The sequence below is a fragment of the Streptomyces sp. NPDC091292 genome, from assembly GCF_044757265.1.
In the GTDB taxonomy this organism is placed as follows: Bacteria; Actinomycetota; Actinomycetes; order Streptomycetales; family Streptomycetaceae; genus Streptomyces.
On record NZ_JBIVUQ010000009.1, the window covers coordinates 248,661 to 268,154 of the forward strand.

Below are 19,494 nucleotides of genomic sequence, written 5' to 3' on the forward strand. Positions count from 1 at the left end.
CCGGGTCAGCCCGCGTCGCGGTAGGCGCTGCCGCTGGAGTTGGCGGTGGCGCCGTTGTAGAGGCCGGTCGGGCTGGTCTGCGTGGACAGCGTGAACCACGCGTAACGCTCCACGAAGTCCAGTCCGTTCAGCATCTGGGTCGACGACTTGATGAACGCGGTCTGCTCCTGTTCGCCCGGGTAGCGCGGCGTGCCCTGCGAGAAGTCGATCAGGCCGTACTCGGTCAGCCAGATCGGCTTCTGGTAGCGGTCGTGGACGGCCTGGAGGTAGCCCTTCAGATGGTTGGCCGCCTCCGGACCGAAGTCGGACCCGTACCAGTGCAGGGGGATGAAGTCGACGCGCAGACCACGCTCGGCGGCGCCCTTCATGAAGCGGTCCAGCCAGCTCCCTTCGAGGTCACCGCCGGTGGCGACGGCCGGAGCACCCATCCGCAGACCGGTCGCCTGGAGCCTCGGCCACAGGTCGAGGGCCTGCTCGGGCGACATGTTGGACTGCCCCGCCATGTCGGGCTCGTTGAAGCCGAGCAGCTCCTTGCCCTCCTGGGCCGCCCGTCCGAGTTCGGCGTCCGTGACGGAGCCGGGGCCCCAGATCATCGGGACGTAGTCGACGCCGTTCGGCTTGGTGACATTGCCGGTGGAAGAGGTCCAGTTGTAGTACCAGGACGCTCCGGAGTCGGCGAGCGCCTGCGACGCGCCGGGGACGTCGTTGAGGCTGACGCCCTTGCGGTGCGACGCCGGCTGCTCGTCGTCCAGGGCGGGCCGCTCCACGGCGCCGGGCGGCACGGACCTGACGGAGTCCGTCGGGGCGCCGGCACCCCCGAAGGCGACGGTCATGCCGGCGCACTTGGTGCACTGGAACACCGTCTTGTTGCCCGGCTCGGTGTCCTGCTTGGACCAGGCGTACGCGGTCTGGCACTTCTTGTTGATCGCGTCGCTGTACGGGGTCTTCGCGTCCCGGTTCGGGTTCACGCAGACCAGGGGCCTGCCGTCCGCGCCCTTGACGAGGTTGTCGGCCGGGCAGGTGGCGAGCAGATCCTCGACACATCCCGCGACCGCGCACTCACCCTCCTGGGGCGGGTCCATGCCGTCGGGCGTGATGGTGATCGGCATCGACACGGCGTTGACGTAACTGATGTTGTACCAGGGCGCCAGGTTGTCGTTCGGGTCGAAGTTGAACTCGGCGAGCCCTGTGGGCTGTTCACCCGTGGAGCAGCGGTCGGCGAACGGTCCGCAGTCGCCGACCTCGCAGTGGAACGTGCTGCCTTCCTCACCGGTACAGCCCTCGCGCGCGAAGAACTTGCCGCGCCAGTGGCCGGCGCCCGAGCGCTCGGGGATGGTGAGGGTGGCGGACTGGCCCGGGTCGAGGGTCGGCAGTCCGGTGAGCGCCTGCGAGCCGTCGGCGTTGACCGTGCTGCCCACCCAGATACGGTTCGCCGTCTTGTTCTGGAAGGTGACGGTGTGTTCGGCGCCGCTCGCGGCGGCCGATTCGCTGTTGATGTCCCCGCCGTCGGAACGGTTGGCCTGGACGGCTATGGCGGTGCCGGTGACTCCGACGATCACCAGTAACAGGGCCAGGAGCCAGGATGTGCGTCTGCGCATGGAGCATGCCTCTCCGTCGAGCTTGCGCGGGCCGGCCTATGGGGTGCCGCCCGCGCAGGCACGACGGATGCGCGCGGCGGATGGTTCACCGGCGCAGCGGCTGACCGTGGTCGGCTTGGGCTACCTGGAGTTGCGGCCCTGCCCGGACTGGCGGTTCTGCCCGTGACCGTGGCCCTGCCGGGAGCTGCGGTGACCGGACGAGGACCCCGGATCCGTCCGGCGGCGCTCGGAAGAGCTGGCGGACTGGCCTGTGTTGGCGTACTGGGAGACGCTCTGGTTGGCGGTGCGGGGCGGTGAAGGAGTCATCCGCGTCGGGCTCGTGGTGTAGGGGTTTCCCGTGATGTTGCCGCCTGCGGACGTGCCGTAATTGCCTCCGGCGGGCGCGCTTCCATGGCGCGGAGCGTCGGTGGCGGCGCCATAGCCCGGTGCGTTGCCCGGCTCGGACGCCCCTCGTGAGGGCGCCGAGGTGTAGGAGTAGGCCGAGGTGGCGCGTTGGTCGGAGTAGCCGACCCCGTCCCGCGCGTAGGCGGGAAGTTCGTCCACGGCGTAGCCGTACTGGTCGGTGACAGGCGCCGGGTTGTTCGCCTGGACGGCGGACTGGGGCACCTGCCCGGCACCGCTGCCGTAGTCGCGGCTCGGCCCCGCGAAGCCGCGGGACGGGTCGTACTCGCCTTGGAGGCGGAACCGATTCCTGTCGTTCCCGCCTGGGTTTCCGGACATGTTCGTCCCTTTCGGTCCGTTCTGTGGTGCTCGTAGAGCGCCCTTCTGCGCCACAACGGCGCGGCCCGGGTCGCCGGTTCACTCCACGAGCACCGCGATTGAACCCTTTGTCGGGGCTGCCCGTCGTGTCTGGTGCCGGCGGGCAGGCAGGCAGGCCCGGTCCAAGGGATCCGGTCCGGGACGAGTCCCGAGGAGAGAGGGCGACGATGGCCGACAGCAACTCCGCTCCCCGACAACCACCGCAACCACGGCGGCTGACCAAGGCACCGCCCGAAATCGCCCTGGCACAAAGGCTGTTCGACACCGAGTACGGCGTGCGGAACGAGCGGCGCGGGGGCGAGGACGACCTGAACCTCGCGGAGCGCCTCTGGGAGGCACTGCGCGAGACGTGGCGCAGCCTCACGGGTGGCGGTTCGCAGAGTGATGGTTCGCAGAGCGATGGCTCGTGGAGCGATGGTGCGTGGAACGACGGCTCGTGGCGCGGGCAGAACCAGGGCATGGGCCCGGCCGGCGGAGGCCAGGAAAGGGAGCCGTTCGGCCGGGGCGGGTACGCGCCGCAGCCGGAGCGGCAGCCGCAGCCGTCCGCCTTCGAGCGGGCGTCGCACCCGGCGCTGGCCCCGCTGGACCGGGCGATCGGACGGCTTTCGCCACGTGAGCACGAGGCGTTCGAGGACGCCCTTCTCCACATGGTCAGGACCGAGCCATGGAAGGACGTGTTCGGCGCACACCGCGCGCAGATGCCCATGGTCGACCGCTATGTCGCCAACGCGCACGCGAGGGAGGCGCTGCGGCAGAGTTGGCAGGAGTCCGTCAGGGCCAGGGCGCAGAGTGCGCGGCAGGCCGCGTTCGAGGAGCGCTTCGTACGCCCGGCGGACTCAAGGGGCGCCGCGCGGGACGCTCCGGTCACCGGGACCGATCGGCCGAGGGATCAGCGGGCGATGTCGGAGCAGCGGACCACGGAGACCCGGTCGGCGGATTCCCGGTGGGAGCGCGTGGACAGCGCCCAGACCTTCGACGGCCAGGGCTACCGGGCGGCCGAACACGCGCGGAGAACCGACGCCGAGGCCACCTCGCCGACCTCCTCCACCCCTGTGTCGACCCCGTCCACCCCGCCCGGGACGACCTCTCCGACCAGGCCCGCCGCACCGGCGAGCCTCGTCAGCCGCGAGGGGCTGGAATCCGTGCACGGTTCCTACCGCACCCCGGTCAGCCCGCGCAGCTCCGCCGACCTCTCCAGGCCCACCACGCCCCAGCACGCTCCGGCCCCGAAGAAGGGCCGGGCGATGTGACCGTCAGGCGCTCCGCGTCGACCTGCGCGGCGGGGGCGGCGGGGGAGGGGGCGGCGGACCGAACGGGTCCATGGCGACCACGGTCGGCGTCTCCTTGGGGCGGTGGGCGCCGGGCTTGCAGCCGGCGAAGGGCCCCTGCGGATCCCGCAGGGACTGCATGACCGGGCCCAGATAGTCACGGTGCCAGTTGGCGGGCCCGGCGGGACCGGAGCCAGGACCGGTCAGTTCCCCCCAGGCGAGCCACAGCCCATGGAGCTGGGCGACCGCTTCCGGATGCTCCCACCAACTGCCGCACCAGGGCGCGCTGGAGGTCACCTCCCTGCCGTACACCGGCAGCAGCACATGGTGTGTCCACAGGCTGAGCCGGCGCAGCGCGTCCGTGTAGGCGGGACCCTCCAGATAGAGGATGAAGTTCGGTGCGGGCGGCGGCTCCTCGGTCTCCCGCCCCTGCTCGTCGCCCACGGTGTCGACCGTCATGGTGCTCCTTCGGACTTGCGCGCGGTCCGGCGGTCCCGGATCGCCACCACAGGCACGATCGCCGCCACAGACACGACGGACGGGCGCGGCGGATGGTTCACCGGGCGGTCGAATGAGCCCGCGACCGATCCGGCGACCCGGCCGTTCGTTCCTTCCCGCCAGAACGCCGGCCGGGGCCTGAACCTTTTCCGCCCCCGCAACGTCGTGTCCCGGCAGAAGGGCCGAACCCGGCCGACGTACGGGCCGCCGGGCGCGGCTGTCAGTCGGCGAGAAGGAGGCTTGGCATGGCGGGCAAGAAGGGGAACGGAAAAGAGCGGGAGAGAGACGGGCAGGGAAGGCGGCGGGACACGGGCGGCGGCTCGCGGGGTGAGAGTTCGCGTCAGGGCGGACGGTCCGGCTCGAACAGGGACCCGGAGCAGGCGGCGTCCCGGACACCGACCCCGCCGCCGGAGAGCAACGCGTCCGAGCAGTGGTACAGCCCTGTCGCGAACGCGTGGCACTACATCGCCGGCTCCGAGCTGATGACCTCCAGCCTCGACGCGGCCGGGAACGCGGGCGCCTGGGTGGCGGAGCGGACGCCCTGGGTCGTGGACGCCGCGGTCGACGCACTCCAGCCCGCCGGGCTGGTGGCACAGGGCATCGGTACCGCGTTGCAGGACGCCGGCAGGGGAGCCAGGTCGTTCTACAACTGGGGTGTCGTGCTGAGCGGCGCGGACGGTCTGCGGACGGTCTTCCTGCAAGGGCAGAAGGCGCTCAAGCCGCATCCCAACGATCCGCCCGACGTTCTCGCTGCGGCCATGGGCGCGTTCAAGGCCGGTGGTGCCGCCGCGTACGCGTTCGGATCACCGCTGGCGGTACAGACGGCCGGTGCGGTGGTGCAAGGGATCGCGCAGGGCGGCGAGTTCTACAACAACCAACGGGTCGCGCGGTATACCGCCGCGGAGCTGGAGCAGGCACACGCGCGGGAGCGGGCGCAGGTGTGGCAGCGGGCCACCGCTCCGGCTCCGCAACTCGACCCGCTGCCGAACTTCAGCAACCTGACGCTCACCAACCTGACCACGTCACCTCCCCAGAACACGACCACTGCGCCTCCGCAGCACCCGGTCGACCAGATGCCCGCGCCGCCGGCCTCGGTCCAGCAGAGCAGGGGAAGGCGGGGGGACTCCAGTGGTTCGGAACCGAGCAGCACCACCGGACACAGGAGCCACCACCGCCGGGACACGGCCCACAAGCGGGGGCGGGGATCCGTCTCCTGAACCGTCCGGATCGCGGTTGCGTTGAGTGGGCAGGCAAGCAGTTCCCCCGCCACGGGAAAGGACCCCCGACATGCCGGAAACCCCCGTCTGGCGCATCGACCTGGAGAGAGGGCGGCGGCCCTCCCTTTCGGACGAAGCCCCGGAGTTGTACGACAGCGCCAGCTTCCCTTCGTCCCCCGACTCCGAGGAAAGGCGCTCATCGCTGCACTTCCTCGACCAGCGCAACAATCTGTACAGGGCCGACCCCGACCGCCGGAACGACTGGAAGGTGTCGCTGGCAAAGGGACAGGACTGGGTGACGGAGAGCCGTAAAGACATCATCACGGGCATCAAGGTCGTCGCCAACGCGATCGTGCTGGGAGGAGCGGCGGCCGAGACGTACGGGATCTCCGGGCGCGCCGCGAAAGCGACCGGCGGCGTCATGAACACCGGTACGCAGGCCTGGGACGTGTGGAACAACGCGAGCTCCGCGTATCAGACCTACCAGGAGGACGGCCTCACCAGAGGGGTGTTCCAGGACGCGGCCAGGGCAACCGCGCAGGGGGTGGCTTTCGGGGCAGGGATGGTGAACGCCTTCGCCCCCTACGTGGGCCCGACCGCCGGTCTGGTGCAGAACGCCACCACCATCGCCGCTCTCGCGACGACCGGTCCCACGAGCCAGGAAGCGAAGAAGGCCAGGGAGAAGGATCGCCGGACCTTCACCCATCATCGCAACGACCACATCGCCGAGGCGCGGCCGGCGCCGGAGCGGTCGCGGCCCCGGGACGGTGGCCAGGGCCGGTCCACCCGCGACGAGGTGACCTTCGGGTCGGTGAGCTACACAGAACAGAGCAGGCGCAGGCCCCAACGGCACGACACGGAAAGGATCGCGCCCGAGTCGCGGGGATCCCGGTCCACGGCGCACCGCTCGTCCCCGGGGTCGTCGTCGTCACGGGACACGCCCACGAGCACGGCGCGGAACGCGCAGACGGCCTACTACGCGGCGCAGGGACAGGGGCAAGGCAGCCGGTCCCGGGAGGAAGCGAGCACGTCGGGGATGCAGGGCGCGCGGCAGCCCCTCCGGCGCCAGGGAACGCGGAACACCAACTCCAGTAGCGGCTCCTCCAGCCCCCGTCGCTAGCGAACCGGTGGCCGGTACACCCCCCGCTCCGACAGGCGGTGTACCGGCCCCTGTTCTGTCCCCACACCCTCATGCACCCTCCACGCGCCCTCACCCGCCCGGTCGCACCACCCCGAGGATCGCCATCGACCCGGCCGGTGCCACGGTCACCGTCCGTCCCGGGCGGGGGGAGTGGATGATCTGGCCCTCGCCGACGTAGAGGGCGACATGGCTGGCGTCGGCGAAGTAGATGACCAGGTCGCCGGGGCGCATCTCCTCGACGGGGACGCGCGGCAGCCGGCGCCACTGTTCCTGGGACGTGCGCGGGATGGGGACGCCCGCGGCCAGCCAGGCCTGCGAGGTGAGCCCGGAGCAGTCGAAGGAGCTGGGGCCTGCGGCGCCCCAGATGTAGGGCTTGCCGATCTGGCGCGTGGCGTAGGCGATGGCCTTGAGGCCCGCCCGGGTCGTCTTGGTGCCGACCTTCTTCAGGATGCCCGTGTCCACCCACTTCGCCTGGGCTTCCCGTGCCTCCTGGTCGTCCAGGGCGACGAGGCGCAGCCGCTCCGGCTCCGCGAGCCGGGACTCCAACTGCTCGGCGGCGTCGATGTTCCGCAGGATCTTCTTGCGCTCCGCGGCCCGCTCGCGGCGGCTCGCCTCCAGCCGCTTCAGCTCGCCGGCCGCGTCGGTGGTCTGCGTACGCAGATCCTCGTGCGCGGCTGCCAGACCGGTGATCACGTCCCGCGTGGCCTCCTGCGCCTGGAGGGTCCGGCCCGCGTTGTCCAGGGCGTGGCCGGGGTCGTCGGCGAGGGCGAACTGCAACTCGGCGGGGAGGCTGCCGCCGCGGTACTGCGCGCGGGCCGCCGCCCCGGCCAGCGAGGTGAGCCGGGTCAGCTCCTTCTCGGTGGCGTCCACGCGGGCGTCGAGCTTGGCGACCCGCTTCTTCTGCGCCGTCACCTTCTCGCCCGCGCCGTTGTACTTGTCCGTGGCGACACCCGCGTCGTGGTAGAGGCGCTGGAGCCGGGCGCGTACCTCGGTCAGGGTCTCCGGGTCGGCGTGGGCGCCCTGCTGGGTCGTCGCCGTCAGGGCGCAGGCCAGGGCGACGACGGTCGCCGCCCGTTGACCTTGAGTGCGCATGGGCCGTGTCATGGGGGGCCGAAAGCTCCCTTCGTACGGTCGGAGGAGCGGGGACGGGGGGTACGCCCGCACAGATCGGCGAGTACACCCTCACAACGGACGCCCCCGCGGCGCGGTTCAAGGTGGCGTGAACCGGTGGCACCCGGCATCCGTTGTGCGCGGGAAGGACGCGTGGCGGGCGAACCACGCGGGGTGGGGATGAAGACATACGGCGAGTGCACGACGTACGGCGAGTGAAGGCGGCCTGATGGAACCGGAGTTGCTGCTCCTGGCCCTGGGCACGGGACTGGGCTCCGGGTTTCTGCTGCTCGCCGTCCGGCAGACCGCGACGATCGCGCTGCTGTCGGTGCGGGGCGTCCTCGTCAAGGGCCGGGTGACGGAGCGGGCGGAGACCGACCGCAGGCGCGGCGGGCTCGTGGTGTTCACCGACCACCTGGGGCGGTCCTTCGTCCTCGATCCGGGCGCTTCCGGGCCATGGCGCGGGCTGCCCCCGATCGGCGCCGCCGTGCCCGTGGTCTATCCACGCAACCGGCCCCACGCCGCCCGGGTGTGGCTGCCGCGCCATCTGCTGGCCCCGCCGTTCGGCTGGTTCCTCGCGGCGACCGTCGCGTTCGGTACCGCGCTCACGGTGGCCCGGTGAGCCACGACGGCAAGGAGCCCGGCCCACCAGGGCGACGGGTCCACGAGATCGACGTGCTGCGCGGGTTCTCGCTGCTCGGCATCCTCTTCGTCAACGCCCTGATGATGGCGGGCCCTTACCTCGCGCTCGGCGGCGGACCCCAGGCGTCCGGCGCCGACCGGGTGGCCGCCTGGCTGACGACCGCGCTGGTCTCCGCCAAGTTCTACCCCCTGTTCGCCTTCCTCTTCGGCTACAGCTTCGTCCTCCAGATGCGGTCCGCCGAGCGGGCGGGCGCCGCGTTCGCGCCGCGCCATCTGCGGCGCGTGGCCGGGCTGTTCGGGATCGGTCTCGCCCACGCCGTGCTGCTCTACCCCGGCGACATCCTCACGGCGTACGCGGCCCTGGCCCTGGTCCTGTACGGCCTGCGCGGCCTCACCCCCCGCACCGCCGTACGGCTCGCGGTCGGCCTCGTGGCGGTCCTGTCCCTGCTCCTGCTCGGCCACGGGCTCCTCACCGTGGCCACCACCCTGCCGATGACGCCCGAGCAGTACGCGCCTCTCGTCGCCGACACCATCGCCGCCCGCCGAGGCGGCGTCCTCTCCGTGGTCGGGGCCCATCTGCACGACCTGCCGGCGACGCTCGAAGCGAATCTGCTGTACGCGCCGCAGATGCTGGCCGCGTTCCTGGCGGGCCTCGCGGCTGCCAAGTCGGGCCTGCTGGAGCGCCGGGCACGGGACCGGCGGTGGCTGCGCCGGACCCTCGTACGGTGGCTGCCCCTCGGCCTCGCCGGCTCGGTCGCCACCGCCGTGTGCGCCAACGGGCCGCTGGACAGCCGCTGGTTCCTCACCGGCCACGCGATCGCCGTCCTGACCGGACCGGCCCTGACCGCGTCGTACGTCTGCGGGCTGCTCCTGCTGCTCCACCCGCGCGGCCGGGCGGCGGCCGTGCTCGCCGCCGCCGGCCGCATGGCCCTCACCCACTACCTCACCCAGTCACTGGTACTCGCCCTCGTGTTCACCGGATACGGCCTCGGGCTCTACGACCGGGTCGGCGCCGCCGCCGTCCTCGCGGGCTGTGTGGTGCTGTACGGCGTCCAACTCGCCGTCGGCGCACGGCTGATGGCCCGGACGCGGTACGGGCCCGCCGAGCTGGTGCTGCGTACGCTCACCTCGGGGCGGCGTCCTGGACGGGATACGGCTTCGCCAGCGGCACACCCGGAGGCAGTGCCTCCGTCGGACGGCCCGCGAACCGGCCCGCGGCCCGTGCGGTGATCGCCTTCGTCTCCGCCTTCGCCGCCGCCGAGATCGCGCCCGCGCCCGGCTCCTTGTACCAGGGACGCAGCCGGATCAGGGCGGGCCGGACACCGGTCGCGAGGAGAAGGGCCGTGCCCTTGGGGAGGGCGCGGATACGGTCGGGGGGCAGTACCGCTTCCTGCCGGTAGGAGTACGAGCGGGACGTGCCGTCCTTGCTGCGGGAGATGCTGGGGGTCTTCACGTCGTGCTGACCCACGAGCGTGGAGATCTTCTGTACGAAGTCCGCGTCGTCCAGGCCCGCGCCGAGGAGTTTGACGGTGGCCGCGCTCCACAGCGCGTCCATGCCCACCTCGCCCCACACCCGGGCGCCCTGCCGGTAACTCTGCAGCAGCGTCACGACGTTGATGCCGCGTGAGCCGAAGTGCGAGTAGAGGTCGGGCAGGTCGGAGATGCGGCACACGTTGGCGGCCTCGTCGAGCACGGCGGTCAGCGGCGGGTCGAGCCGGCCGCCCATGCGTTCGGCGGCGACGACACCCGCGCGCATCGTGGCGTCGGCGAGGCCCGCGATGACGCCCGCCGCCGAACCGCCGCCGTCCTTGGACAGCAGATACAGCGTGTCGTTGCCGAGGACGTGCACGTCCGGACGGAACTCCGGGAGCGTCGGATCGGGCGTGACCCACGCGAGGATCTCGGGGTCGAGGAGACAGGACACGGTCTGCCGGGCCGTCTCGTAGATCCCGTCCCGGGTCTCCACAGCGCCGCGTACGGTGCCCTGCAACTGCTCCGCCATCGCGACGAGCCCGACCTGCCGGAGCAGGTCGACCGGGGTGCGGTCGGCGGGGTCGGCCAGCCAGGCGAGGAGTTCGGTCACCGGCGCCCGGTTGCGCGCGGCGGCCAGGAACAGCGCGGTGAGCGTGTTCTGGGCGGCCGAGATCCAGAAGTCTTTCTTCGCGGTGTCGTCGTTCACCGACGCCACGAAGTGGCCGGCGAGCCGCCGCGCCGCCTCGATGGTGTCGCACTCGCCGAGCAGGTTCCACCACATGGCGCGCGGGGTGTGCGCGATGCCCTGCGGGTCGAACGTCCACACCGTGCCCGCCTTCTCGCGCTCCGCGCGGGTGACGGCGTACACGTCGGACTTGTTGGAGGTGAGCAGGACGGCGCCCTGCGCCCGCAGCACCCGGGGAATGGCGATGCCGGTCGACTTGCCCGCGCGGGGCGCCATCAGGTCGAGTTCCACGTCCTCGTAACTGCTGCGCAGTTCGGGGCCCTTGGGGTCGAGGTCGCCGAGGAGGTTGCCGGTCTCGTCCGGGTGCAGCCGCTCGCGGCCCTCCAGTGTGGGACGCAGTTCGCGGGCGCGCGCCTCGACGCCCTTCGGGCACATACCGGCGAGTTCACGGCGTCCGGCGAGGCCCTTCGGGCGGGAGGCACGGTTCAGGAGCAGCACGACGGTGAGGGCGATCGGCACGGCGATGAGCACCATCAGGCCGAGCATGCCCCCGTAGACGGCGCCGGCCGGCGCCCCGGGCCACAGCGCGGCCGGTCCCTCGGAGACCAGGCGGCCGACCGTGGACAGGGCGAAGGGCGGGGCGTCCCAGCCGTGGCCGGAGAGCCCCGAGCCGAGGGTGCCGCCGGACCAGGCGACGGTGAACATGAGGAAGCCGGTGCCGGCGGTCGCGAAGATCGCCCACGCCCACTGGTCGTTCATGCCGCCGCCCCCGCGCGGGCCGCTCACGCGGTCCACCTCCCGGCGGGCGTCTCGGTACCGGGCGCGCCCGGCCCTTCGTGGAATGCGTGCGTCCCGTCCTGCGCGGCCCGCGCCACCTGCGCTGCGGCCTGCTCGACCGCCTGCTCGGCGGCCTCCTCGTTGGGCGTCCAGCGGGTGTTGGTGTTGTGCAGCCGGCGCTCCGCGTCCGTGATGGCGACCTTGATGGGGATACCGGGGCGGCCACCGACCTTGATGAGGAAGCGGCCCCGGCCCGGCGGCTCCTCGTTCTCACCGTTGACACCCCAGCCGGGCGGCGACGACCAGGACGACACGAGTTCGATCTCGCGCCGGGACAGCCCCACCACCTTGCCCAGATCCTCCATCTCGGTCTTCGGCAGCCCCGCGCACACCACCATCCCGGCCCGCTCCACGAAGCCGCGCGCCTTCGCCCGGTCGGCGTCCGTGCCCAGCGCCTCGGCGTCCTTCAGCGTGTGCGTGATCTTGGCGTCGCCGAGACCGAGGGAGCGGTTGAGACGGGTCAGCGCGTCGATGCGGTCCACGATGCCGGAGGCGGCACGCAGCGGGCGCCACAGCTCGTCGAGCACCGTGAAGAACCACCGCCGGGGGGCGAGTCCCGCGTCCGCGAGCGCGTGCGAGGCGGCCACCGTGCCGAGCCCGTCCGACCAGGCGGCGAGCATCGCGGCGGCCGTCAACTGCGTGTCGGCCTCACCGATGCCGGAGATGTCGATGCACACGGCGGGCGCGTCCGGGTCGATACGGGTCGACGTCTCGGAGGCGAAGGTGTCGCCGAGCGGGCCGTCGAGAATGCCCAGCAGGGAGCGGTGCAGCGGGTCGACGGCGTCCCGGTAGCGGGTGTCGTCGCCCCGGTCGAGCGTCACCGCGCGCACCCGGGGTGGACCTTCGGTGAGGATCCGCAGCACATCGGGCAGCAGCGCGGCACGCCCGACCGGGGTGCGTTCCCGCAGATGGTGGAGGACGGCGGAGAGCACGGACTGCTCGTGGTCGTCCATGGGACGGCCGCGCACGATGGTGATGAGCGCGGCGACCATGTTCAGTACACGGCCATGGGCCTCGGCCTTCAGGACCTCCCCGGCCTCGCCGCCGATCTTCACGGCGGCGGCGCCCATCGCACCCGGGTCGAGGACGTTGATGCCGCCCCGGCCACGGCCGATGGAGATCACCTGGCCGCCGAGCGCGCGGACGGTGTCGGCGTAGTCCGGCTTGAGGTCGCCGAGCACCAGCGGGACGACACCGGTCGCGGCGAGCCCGATCAGCATCCGGTTGACGAGCGTCGACTTGCCCAGGCCCGGCATCCCGAGCATGAACAGGGACGGGTTGGAGATGTAACGGGCCCGCGTGAACCAGTTCAGCGGGTCGCCGCAGACCGTGGCACCGGTGAACAGATGCTGCCCTAGCGGCACCCCCGTCATCGGCGAACCCGAACCCGCCGCGAACGGCCACATCCCGCACGCCTGCACCGTGGTCGCACGCCACATGGTCGGCGGATCCATGTAGCCGACGCGCCCACCGCCCGCGCCGTACCAGCCCCGCGGCGGGACATACAGCTCCCGTGGCCGGGCCGGAGCCTTACGCTTCCCGTCGCGCCGCTCGCCGGCACTCGCCCCTGCGCCCTTCTTCGCGCCGGTCCCGTCCGCCCCGGACGGCTTCTTCCCCTCCTTCAGCTCCCGGTGCGCCCGCTCCTCGGCGAGCCGGTCCGCCTGCTCGGCCTGCTTGCGCTCCTTGCGGCTCACAGCGCCTCCTGGATCTCGTGCGGGACGAGGGTCTGCTCCCACGGCAGGATTCCGGCGGGCAGCGTGCAGCTGAACGCGGCGGCCTGCATCCGGTCCGCGGGCCGCATCTGCACCCGCGAGGCCGCGGTCAGATTGCGTACGGTCACGTCGGCGTCGGCCAGCTCTTCCTCGTTGTCGACGGTGACCGTCAGCATCAGCGAGAACTCCACGAGCCCCGCACCCGACGCCTCCTCGGCCGCGGTCTGCTCCGCCGCCTTCACCTCGGAGGCCGCGCGGGCCTGCACCATGCCCTTGCCGGACGTCGCCATGAACTGGGCGCTGCGCCGGTCCGCCTCCACGATCCGGGCCGAGGTCGCGGGGTCGATGGGCCGGTAGATCAGGGCGACCCGCTTGCGGCGGGTGCCGGGGGCCGCCTCCAGCATGCCCCGCAGCACCGACGAGCGGATCGTGCCGCGCGGCGCCAGGGTCAGCATCCAGGTACGGGACACCCCCGAGTCGTGGTGGTAGTTCTTCACGCTCTCGACGGCGGCGGCCGGTCCCGCGTCCTCCCACTCCAGGCCCGTCCCGCCGTGCTGGGCACGGGCGTTGAGGACATCGGCGGCGACGGCGGGGTCGTACGCGACGCGGACGACCTCGGCGATCCGCTCCGCCGACAGCGGATACGCGGCCCCGCCGCCCGCCGCGACGAGCCCGCTGAGCAGACCCGGGATACGGATGGCGAGGTCGGTGATGATGTCGTCCTTCCGGCGCTTCTGGCCGCCCGGGACGCCATAGGTGAGCGAGACGTACGTGTGCATCTCGGTGGACGCGCTCGGATAGCGCTCGACGACCTCCTCCATCACGGCACGGGCGGCGGCCGGAGCGTCGGGGTGGATACGCGGCAGCACCTCGTGGGCGAGCCGCGTACCGGGGTCGGGGGCGGTCTCCACGATCACGGAGGCGCCGCGCAGACCGGGTTCGTGGGCGAGCCGGGCCAGCCACTCGCCCCACAGCGCCACCCAGACATCGACCTGGTCCGGGTCGATGAGCGAGCCGCCGTCGGGGTCGCAGCCCAGGACGATCGTGTACAGATTGCGCTGCGGGTGGTGCAGGATGCCGAACGGGCGGTCATAGGCGTCGCGGCTCTCCGTCGCGGTGACCTTGTTGAGCAGGCCCGGCGGGCGGAAACGGCCACCGGGCCGGTTGGACAGCGGGCCGGAGACGTAGAGGTGCGCGCCCTTCGCCTTCCGGCGCCGCCACCCGATGCGCAGCGCGACCAGTTGGTAGACGTTGCGCCCGTCGGGGGTACGGACGGACAGCGGCAGCACGAACATGATGACCGGCACGAGCACGACCATCGCGGCGTACAGCGAGATCAGCGACGCGAGCAGGGTGATGACGAGTCCGCCGAACACCGCGAAGGTGCCGACGAGTCCGAGCGGGCCGAGCCCCGGCCGCCGTGGCCTGCGCCAGTTCCCGTAGGTGGGACGGGGGGCGGCTTCCGTGGACATGGGTCCGGTTTCCCTTCGTGAAGTGACGGGTGCGCGACGGATGGTGGTGGAGGGAGGGGAGGAGCGGGGGAGGGAGGGGGAGACCGCTGAGCCGCCCCGGGGGAAGGCGGCTCAGCGGCCGGTCAGGGGGAGGCGACGACGGGGAAGGACCGGCGGTCGTCCCGCGTCGTCACGCTCCCGGATCAGTTGGTGTCTTCGCCGGCGCCCTCGACGGCACCGCTGACGGTCTTCGCCGCGGCGCTCGCCACGGTGACCGCCGCGATGGTGGCGGCTGCGGCCGGGCCTGCCGCCGCGCCCGCCCCGGCGCCCGATGCGGCGCGCCCGCCGCTCGCGGCACCGCCGCCGACCCCGCCTCCGCCGGAACCACCTCCGCCGGAACCGCCTGATCCGCTGGCGCCGCCCGAACTGCCCGAGCTGCCCGCTCCGGCCGAACCGCTGGATCCGTTCGATCCGCTCGCTCCGGCCGATCCATTCGAACCGCTCGCTCCACCCGACCCGGCCGAACCGCCGCCCGAAGAGGCCGCGCCCGACGGGCCCTTCGGACCCATTCCGCCACCGGAACCGCCGCTGCCGCTACCGCTGCCACCGCCGCCGAGCCGGACCGCGCCGGTCGCCAGGCTGCCCGCCGCCCCGCCCACGGTGGACATCGGGTTGCCCGAGCCGAGGGCCGCCGTGGCGGGCACGATGAGCTTCAGCAGTGCGGGCAGCGCGATGGCCGACAGGAGCATCACGCCGATACCGGCGATGCGTTCGCTGACGAAGGCGACCTCGTTCGGGGCGTCGGGGCTGGTGCCCTTGCTGGAACTGATCATCACCGTGCCCGCGTACAGGATGAGACCGACCGCGGGTTTGTAGAGCAGCCAGGCGACCATCCACGCGATGTGCTTGCGCCACCAGCCGCCACCCCAGTCCGTCATCGAGGCGGCGGCGGCCATCGGGAGGGTGCCGAGCATGAGGATCATCACGCCGAGCCGGATGTACATCAGGATCGTGTGGATGATGCCGGAGATCAGCAGGAGGAAGGCGAGGACCAGCATCAGGAAGCTCTCGATGGTGCTCTTGCCCGAGCAACTGCCGATGCCGGCGAGCAGCGTCTTCACGCTTTCGTCGAACAGCGCCTTGGAGTAGTCGTCCGCGACACTGGCCGCGGCCATGACCACGGTGGTCGCGGCGCCCGAGACGAGAATGACCCGCAGGATGCCCTTCATCGCCGTCTTGCCCGCGTCGGCCCTGCGCTCAAGGGCCATCCGGCCGGCCGCGAAGAGCAGCGAGCCGACCGCGAGGTAGACGACGATCCACTGCGTCTGGCTGCCGATGGTCTTGGACGAACTGGTCCCCGTCAACGTGGGGACCTGCCGGACCAGCCCACCGAACACCTGGACGGCCGCCGCGAGGACGAAGTTCGACACCAGGTCGAGGATGGTCTTGATGGGGTTGCCGAGGAAGCTGAAGAAGCTGGAGATCAGGTTGAGCTTCGTGTCACCGCACTGCATGTCAGCCTCCCCACATGGTGTAGCCGCTGACGTTGGAGACGGACGTCATCGACGTCTGGAGGTCGCCGTTGCCGCCCGGCAGGATCTTCCAGTCGCCGCCGCTCCACCGCAGATCGATGCTGCACGCCCCGTACCCCTGCTCCCCTTTGAGGAGCACCCGGATGGTGGCCGCCTTGCTCGTGTACGAGATCACCGAGTAACCGGCGTACGAGGCGACGGGCCCGGGGTCGCTCCCCGGGGCGATGTCCTGGGCGAGTGAGCGCTGGAACTCGAACATCTCGCGCCCCGTCCCGGCGACGACCTGCTGGCGGGTGACGGTGAGCCAGTCGGGCCCGCTCATCTGGGAGGGGATGACATGGGCGGCCATGATGGCGCCGGCGGGTGTGTGCGCGTAACACCACCACAGGACCTTGTCGGCCTTCTCGATCCTGGTGGGTCCCGCGGAGACGGAGACGGGCACGTCCCCGACCCCGAGCTTGCGCCAACTGACGTCCTTGGGCGCGGTCTTGGGCACGGTGTCGCCCGCGCTGTCGTCGGTACTGCACCCCTCGGGCCGGCCGTTCTTCATGACGGCGGCCTCGGAGAGCGGGCCGACGGCCGCCGCCGCACGCGCACGGTCGTCCGTGTCGTCCGTGGCGGACGTCAGCGCGGCGACGATGCTCAGTACGACGACGACGCCGAGGAACCCCGCCGAAAGCTGCCAACTGCGCTGCTTCCAGAACGGCCTGGACTCCTCGACGCGCTCCCTCCTGCGCGAGAACATCCCGAAGTCCCGCTGCCTCACTGGAAGACGAAGGTGACGAGCGGGCCCGCGGTCGCCACCAGGATGCAGCCGCCGAGCACCATGCCGAGGCGGCTCATGTGCTCCGAACTCTCGCCCCGCTTCACCGAGACGGCCATCATCGCGCCGGTGATGAGAACTCCGGCGACGCCCGCGGCGGTACCGGCCCAGGCGGCTATGCCGAGGACCGTGTCGACGATGGTGGTGAGTTCCTCCGGAGCGCTCCGCTGCGGATCCGGAACCTCGGATTTTCCCGGAACGGGGTTTGCGGCGAGGAAGATGGTGGCCTTGTCGAGCAGTGAGGACATGGGGATCTCCGAGGAAATGGGGCCCGGGTCGAGCGGTGGGCGAGAAGTGGTCGAGACGTGATCGAGAAAGCGACTGGGTGGGTGAGGGGAGTGCTTGGGGGCGCGCGAGCGCCGGGGTGGGCTAGGGCGGACCGCCGCGGAGCGACAGATCGCCCAGGAAGCCGACGAGCGGACCCGCCGTCGCGGCGAGCACGCAGCCGATGACCACGTAGAAGACACCGCGGAAGTGCTCGCCGCCCTCGCCCGGATCACCGCGGCGCAGTTGGAGCGACATCTGGATGCCGACGAAGATCAGCCCGGCGACTCCGGCGGCCGAGACGCACCAGGCCAGAAGGCTGAGAATGGTGTCGGCGCCGGAGCCCACGGGCGGATGGTAGGGCTTGGCGGCCAGGAGCCGGGCGACGGGCAGGGAACGGGTCATGACGTGGACCTCGATCCGTCCAGTTCGCCGCTCACCAGCTCGGCGAGCATGGCGAGCCTCCTCGGCGGGGACTTGGGGCGGCCACCCGTGCGCCAGGACGGTATCCACGGCACCCGGTACACGGGGGCGACGGAGCGCAGCACCCGGATGCGGTGCAGCAGACTGAGCGGCAGCCGTCCGGGGGCGTCGGCGACGAGGGCGACGGCCAGCAGGTCGAGCCCGCTGGGGGCCTTCCCCTCGTCCAGCGCGCGCAGCACCCGGGAGACCGCGCGCAGTCCGTCCGCGCTGGTCCTGCCGACCAGCACGATCCGGCGCGGCTCGCCCTTCCTGGGGTGCGGCCAGCGGGCTCCCACGTCCACGCCGCCGAGCGCCTCGGCCAGCGTGCTCGCACCGGACCCGCCGTGCGCCTTGACCCACCCGACCTCGCCGCTGTCCCGCTTCCGCGCCTGCCGGGGCCGCTTCGGCCCGGTCCGGTCCGCAGCGGACTCGGGCGCCGGGGTCGCGCGCCGTGCGGGGGCGGGTGGCGGGGACGCGGGGGTCGCGGGGCGCCGGGGGCGGGTCCTCGCGGGGGCGGCCGGCGTGGTGGGCGTGGTGGGCGTGGTGGGCGCCGTCGGTGCCGGAGCCGCCGTGCGGGCCCTGGGCGCGGGAGCGGCGGTGTTCGATCGGGGGGCGGGACGGGCGGTGTTCGTACGGGGTGCCGGAGCGGGGGTGTTCGTACGGGGTGCCGGGCGGCCGGTGTGCGTACCGGACGACGCCGGACGGGCCGCGTTCGTTCGGGGCGCCGGAGCGGGCGAGTTCGCCGGGGGTGCGGGAGCGGGCGGGTTCGTCCGAGGTGCGGGAGCGGCGGCGTCCGTCGCCGGCCTGGGGCGGGGGGCTCGCGTCCACTGCGCCGGACCGGCGGTGCCGGCCCGCGGCGCCGGACGGGCGGGTTGCGGCTCCCCGGACTTCGGCTCTGCGGACTTGGGCTCCGCGGACCTGGGCTCTCCGGATTTCGGCTCCGCGGATTTCGGTCCGCGTACCCAGGACTGCGAGCCCGGCGGCTGTGCCGAAGGAGTGCCCACGGGTGCCCCACCCCTTTCGCCGCTCATGGTTCCGCTGCTCTGACTCATCTGTTTTCCACTGGTTTGAACCGGATTGCTCTGCGGGCCGTTTGAACACTCCGAGCCCGTCGGACACCACAACGGGTCGTGTGGCCGGAGCGGTTCAAGGCAAGAGAAAGAAGTAGGCGCGCATGAGCGGGGCGGGTGAGGGCGGTGGAGAGAGCAAGTCGAACGCGGCCAGAAACACGATCGCCGCGGGCGCCGGCTGCGGCTGCCTCTTCTCCCCGGTCGTCCTGGGCGGCGGCGCGGTCATCCTGATCATCATCTGCGGCTTCGGGGTCCTCCTGGCCCCGCTCATCGCCCTGATCCTGCTGTTCGGCGGAGGCGGCGGCGGAGACGGCGCCAACGAGGAGACCGCCAACGAGTCGCTGAACATCCTCCAGGGCGACGGCAAGGGCGAACTCGACGTCTCCACCGTCCCCACGGACCTGGCGGAACACATCAAGAAGGCCGGCGAGCTGTGCTCCGCCATCGGGCCGATCGTCATCGCGGCGCAGATCGAGAGGGAGTCCGGCTTCGACGCGAAGGCGGTCGGCCCGAACGGCGAGAAGGGGCTCTCGCAACTGCCGCCGGACATCTTCGAGAAGTACGGCAAGGACGACGACGACAACGACAAGACCTCCGCCACGGACGCGGCGGACTCGATCATGGCGCAGGGCCGCTACCTGTGCGAACTGGCCGACCAGGCACAGAAGATGATCGACAACGGCGAGGTCAAGAAGACGGATGCCGACGGGAACCTCACCAGCGTTCTGGACCTCGCCCTCGCCGGCTACCACGTCGGCATGGACAAGGTCCGTGCGGCCAAGGGGATGCCGACGGCGGACGACGCCCAGGGCTACGTCTTCTCCATCCGCGTCCAGTTCGCCAAGTACCAGGGCGTCGGCGCCCCACCCTCGGGCGCCACACCCGGCGTCACCCCTTCCGTCCCGGCCTCACTCCAGCCGGACGAACCGACCACGTCCGCCACCTGAGGAGG

The 19,494-nt window shown here is 72.0% G+C and carries 19 protein-coding genes; 7 read left to right on the forward strand and 12 right to left on the reverse strand.

Annotated features, from left to right (window positions below; all coding sequences use genetic code 11):
• Window positions 1-5 precede the first annotated feature (5 nt).
• Together ACIQNU_RS25050 and ACIQNU_RS25055 are read right to left on the reverse strand one after the other, a co-directional pair.
• Window positions 6-1,598, reverse strand: a complete 1,593-nt coding sequence (locus ACIQNU_RS25050; RefSeq protein ID WP_401370388.1) for a glycosyl hydrolase — start codon at window positions 1,596-1,598, stop codon at window positions 6-8.
• Between the two features lie 120 nt (window positions 1,599-1,718).
• Window positions 1,719-2,318 carry a hypothetical protein gene (locus tag ACIQNU_RS25055; RefSeq protein ID WP_401370391.1) on the reverse strand — a complete coding sequence of 200 codons (600 nt, stop codon included), beginning with the start codon at window positions 2,316-2,318 and terminating at the stop codon, window positions 1,719-1,721.
• 206 nt (window positions 2,319-2,524) lie between these two features.
• On the opposite strand from ACIQNU_RS25055, the gene ACIQNU_RS25060 reads away from it, so the two are divergent.
• Window positions 2,525-3,607 carry a hypothetical protein gene (locus ACIQNU_RS25060; protein ID WP_401370393.1) on the forward strand — a complete coding sequence of 361 codons (1,083 nt, stop codon included), beginning with the start codon at window positions 2,525-2,527 and terminating at the stop codon, window positions 3,605-3,607.
• A gap of 3 nt (window positions 3,608-3,610) precedes the next feature.
• Here ACIQNU_RS25060 and ACIQNU_RS25065 read toward each other — a convergent pair whose 3' ends face one another.
• Window positions 3,611-4,084: a DUF4913 domain-containing protein gene (locus ACIQNU_RS25065; RefSeq protein ID WP_401370395.1), complete on the reverse strand. Its 474-nt coding sequence runs from the start codon at window positions 4,082-4,084 to the stop codon at window positions 3,611-3,613.
• 284 nt (window positions 4,085-4,368) lie between these two features.
• Here ACIQNU_RS25065 and ACIQNU_RS25070 point away from each other — a divergent pair, with 284 nt between their 5' ends.
• A complete protein-coding gene (locus tag ACIQNU_RS25070) occupies window positions 4,369-5,340 on the forward strand; it encodes a hypothetical protein (RefSeq protein ID WP_401370397.1) in 972 nt (323 codons plus the stop codon).
• 70 nt (window positions 5,341-5,410) lie between these two features.
• A complete protein-coding gene (locus tag ACIQNU_RS25075; RefSeq protein WP_401370399.1) occupies window positions 5,411-6,460 on the forward strand; it encodes a hypothetical protein in 1,050 nt (349 codons plus the stop codon).
• A 90-nt stretch (window positions 6,461-6,550) separates the two neighbouring features.
• Here the strand turns inward: ACIQNU_RS25075 and ACIQNU_RS25080 are convergent, their stop codons facing one another.
• Window positions 6,551-7,573: an NlpC/P60 family protein gene (locus ACIQNU_RS25080; RefSeq protein WP_401370401.1), complete on the reverse strand. Its 1,023-nt coding sequence runs from the start codon at window positions 7,571-7,573 to the stop codon at window positions 6,551-6,553.
• Between the two features lie 247 nt (window positions 7,574-7,820).
• Between ACIQNU_RS25080 and ACIQNU_RS25085 the strand changes: the two genes are divergently transcribed.
• Window positions 7,821-8,213 carry a hypothetical protein gene (locus tag ACIQNU_RS25085; RefSeq protein ID WP_401370403.1) on the forward strand — a complete coding sequence of 131 codons (393 nt, stop codon included), beginning with the start codon at window positions 7,821-7,823 and terminating at the stop codon, window positions 8,211-8,213.
• Window positions 8,210-9,463 carry a DUF418 domain-containing protein gene (locus ACIQNU_RS25090; protein ID WP_401370405.1) on the forward strand — a complete coding sequence of 418 codons (1,254 nt, stop codon included), beginning with the start codon at window positions 8,210-8,212 and terminating at the stop codon, window positions 9,461-9,463. Before ACIQNU_RS25085 ends, ACIQNU_RS25090 begins: the two co-directional genes overlap by 4 nt.
• On the opposite strand, the gene ACIQNU_RS25095 is transcribed toward ACIQNU_RS25090, so the two are convergent.
• From ACIQNU_RS25095 to ACIQNU_RS25130, 8 genes are all read right to left on the reverse strand, one after another.
• Entirely contained in the window at window positions 9,357-11,150 is a 1,794-nt protein-coding gene (locus ACIQNU_RS25095; protein WP_401370548.1) for a type IV secretory system conjugative DNA transfer family protein, read from the reverse strand. The two genes, ACIQNU_RS25090 and ACIQNU_RS25095, sit on opposite strands and share 107 nt — an antisense overlap.
• Window positions 11,151-11,173: 23 nt before the next feature.
• Complete coding sequence (locus ACIQNU_RS25100; RefSeq protein ID WP_401370550.1) at window positions 11,174-12,667, reverse strand: ATP/GTP-binding protein; 1,494 nt, start codon at window positions 12,665-12,667, stop codon at window positions 11,174-11,176.
• Window positions 12,668-12,918: 251 nt separating this feature from the next.
• Window positions 12,919-14,412: an SCO6880 family protein gene (locus ACIQNU_RS25105; RefSeq protein WP_401370407.1), complete on the reverse strand. Its 1,494-nt coding sequence runs from the start codon at window positions 14,410-14,412 to the stop codon at window positions 12,919-12,921.
• 182 nt (window positions 14,413-14,594) lie between these two features.
• Window positions 14,595-15,905, reverse strand: coding sequence for a hypothetical protein (locus tag ACIQNU_RS25110; RefSeq protein WP_401370409.1), 1,311 nt, complete (start codon window positions 15,903-15,905; stop codon window positions 14,595-14,597).
• Between the two features lies 1 nt (window position 15,906).
• Window positions 15,907-16,668: a hypothetical protein gene (locus ACIQNU_RS25115; protein WP_401370412.1), complete on the reverse strand. Its 762-nt coding sequence runs from the start codon at window positions 16,666-16,668 to the stop codon at window positions 15,907-15,909.
• Window positions 16,669-16,685: 17 nt separating this feature from the next.
• Window positions 16,686-16,994 (reverse strand): hypothetical protein, encoded by a 309-nt coding sequence (locus tag ACIQNU_RS25120; protein WP_401370415.1) that lies wholly within the window; start codon window positions 16,992-16,994, stop codon window positions 16,686-16,688.
• Between the two features lie 121 nt (window positions 16,995-17,115).
• Window positions 17,116-17,415 carry a hypothetical protein gene (locus tag ACIQNU_RS25125; protein WP_401370416.1) on the reverse strand — a complete coding sequence of 100 codons (300 nt, stop codon included), beginning with the start codon at window positions 17,413-17,415 and terminating at the stop codon, window positions 17,116-17,118.
• The gene (locus ACIQNU_RS25130; protein WP_401370418.1) at window positions 17,412-17,774 is read right to left on the reverse strand and encodes a hypothetical protein; all 363 of its coding nucleotides are present in this window, start codon (window positions 17,772-17,774) and stop codon (window positions 17,412-17,414) included. The genes ACIQNU_RS25125 and ACIQNU_RS25130 overlap by 4 nt, the downstream gene beginning before the upstream one ends.
• A gap of 49 nt (window positions 17,775-17,823) precedes the next feature.
• Here ACIQNU_RS25130 and ACIQNU_RS25135 point away from each other — a divergent pair, with 49 nt between their 5' ends.
• Both ACIQNU_RS25135 and ACIQNU_RS25140 read left to right on the forward strand, forming a co-directional pair.
• Complete coding sequence (locus tag ACIQNU_RS25135; protein ID WP_401370420.1) at window positions 17,824-18,519, forward strand: hypothetical protein; 696 nt, start codon at window positions 17,824-17,826, stop codon at window positions 18,517-18,519.
• Window positions 18,520-18,646: 127 nt separating this feature from the next.
• Window positions 18,647-19,489 (forward strand): lytic transglycosylase domain-containing protein, encoded by an 843-nt coding sequence (locus tag ACIQNU_RS25140; RefSeq protein ID WP_401370421.1) that lies wholly within the window; start codon window positions 18,647-18,649, stop codon window positions 19,487-19,489.
• Window positions 19,490-19,494 lie beyond the last annotated feature (5 nt).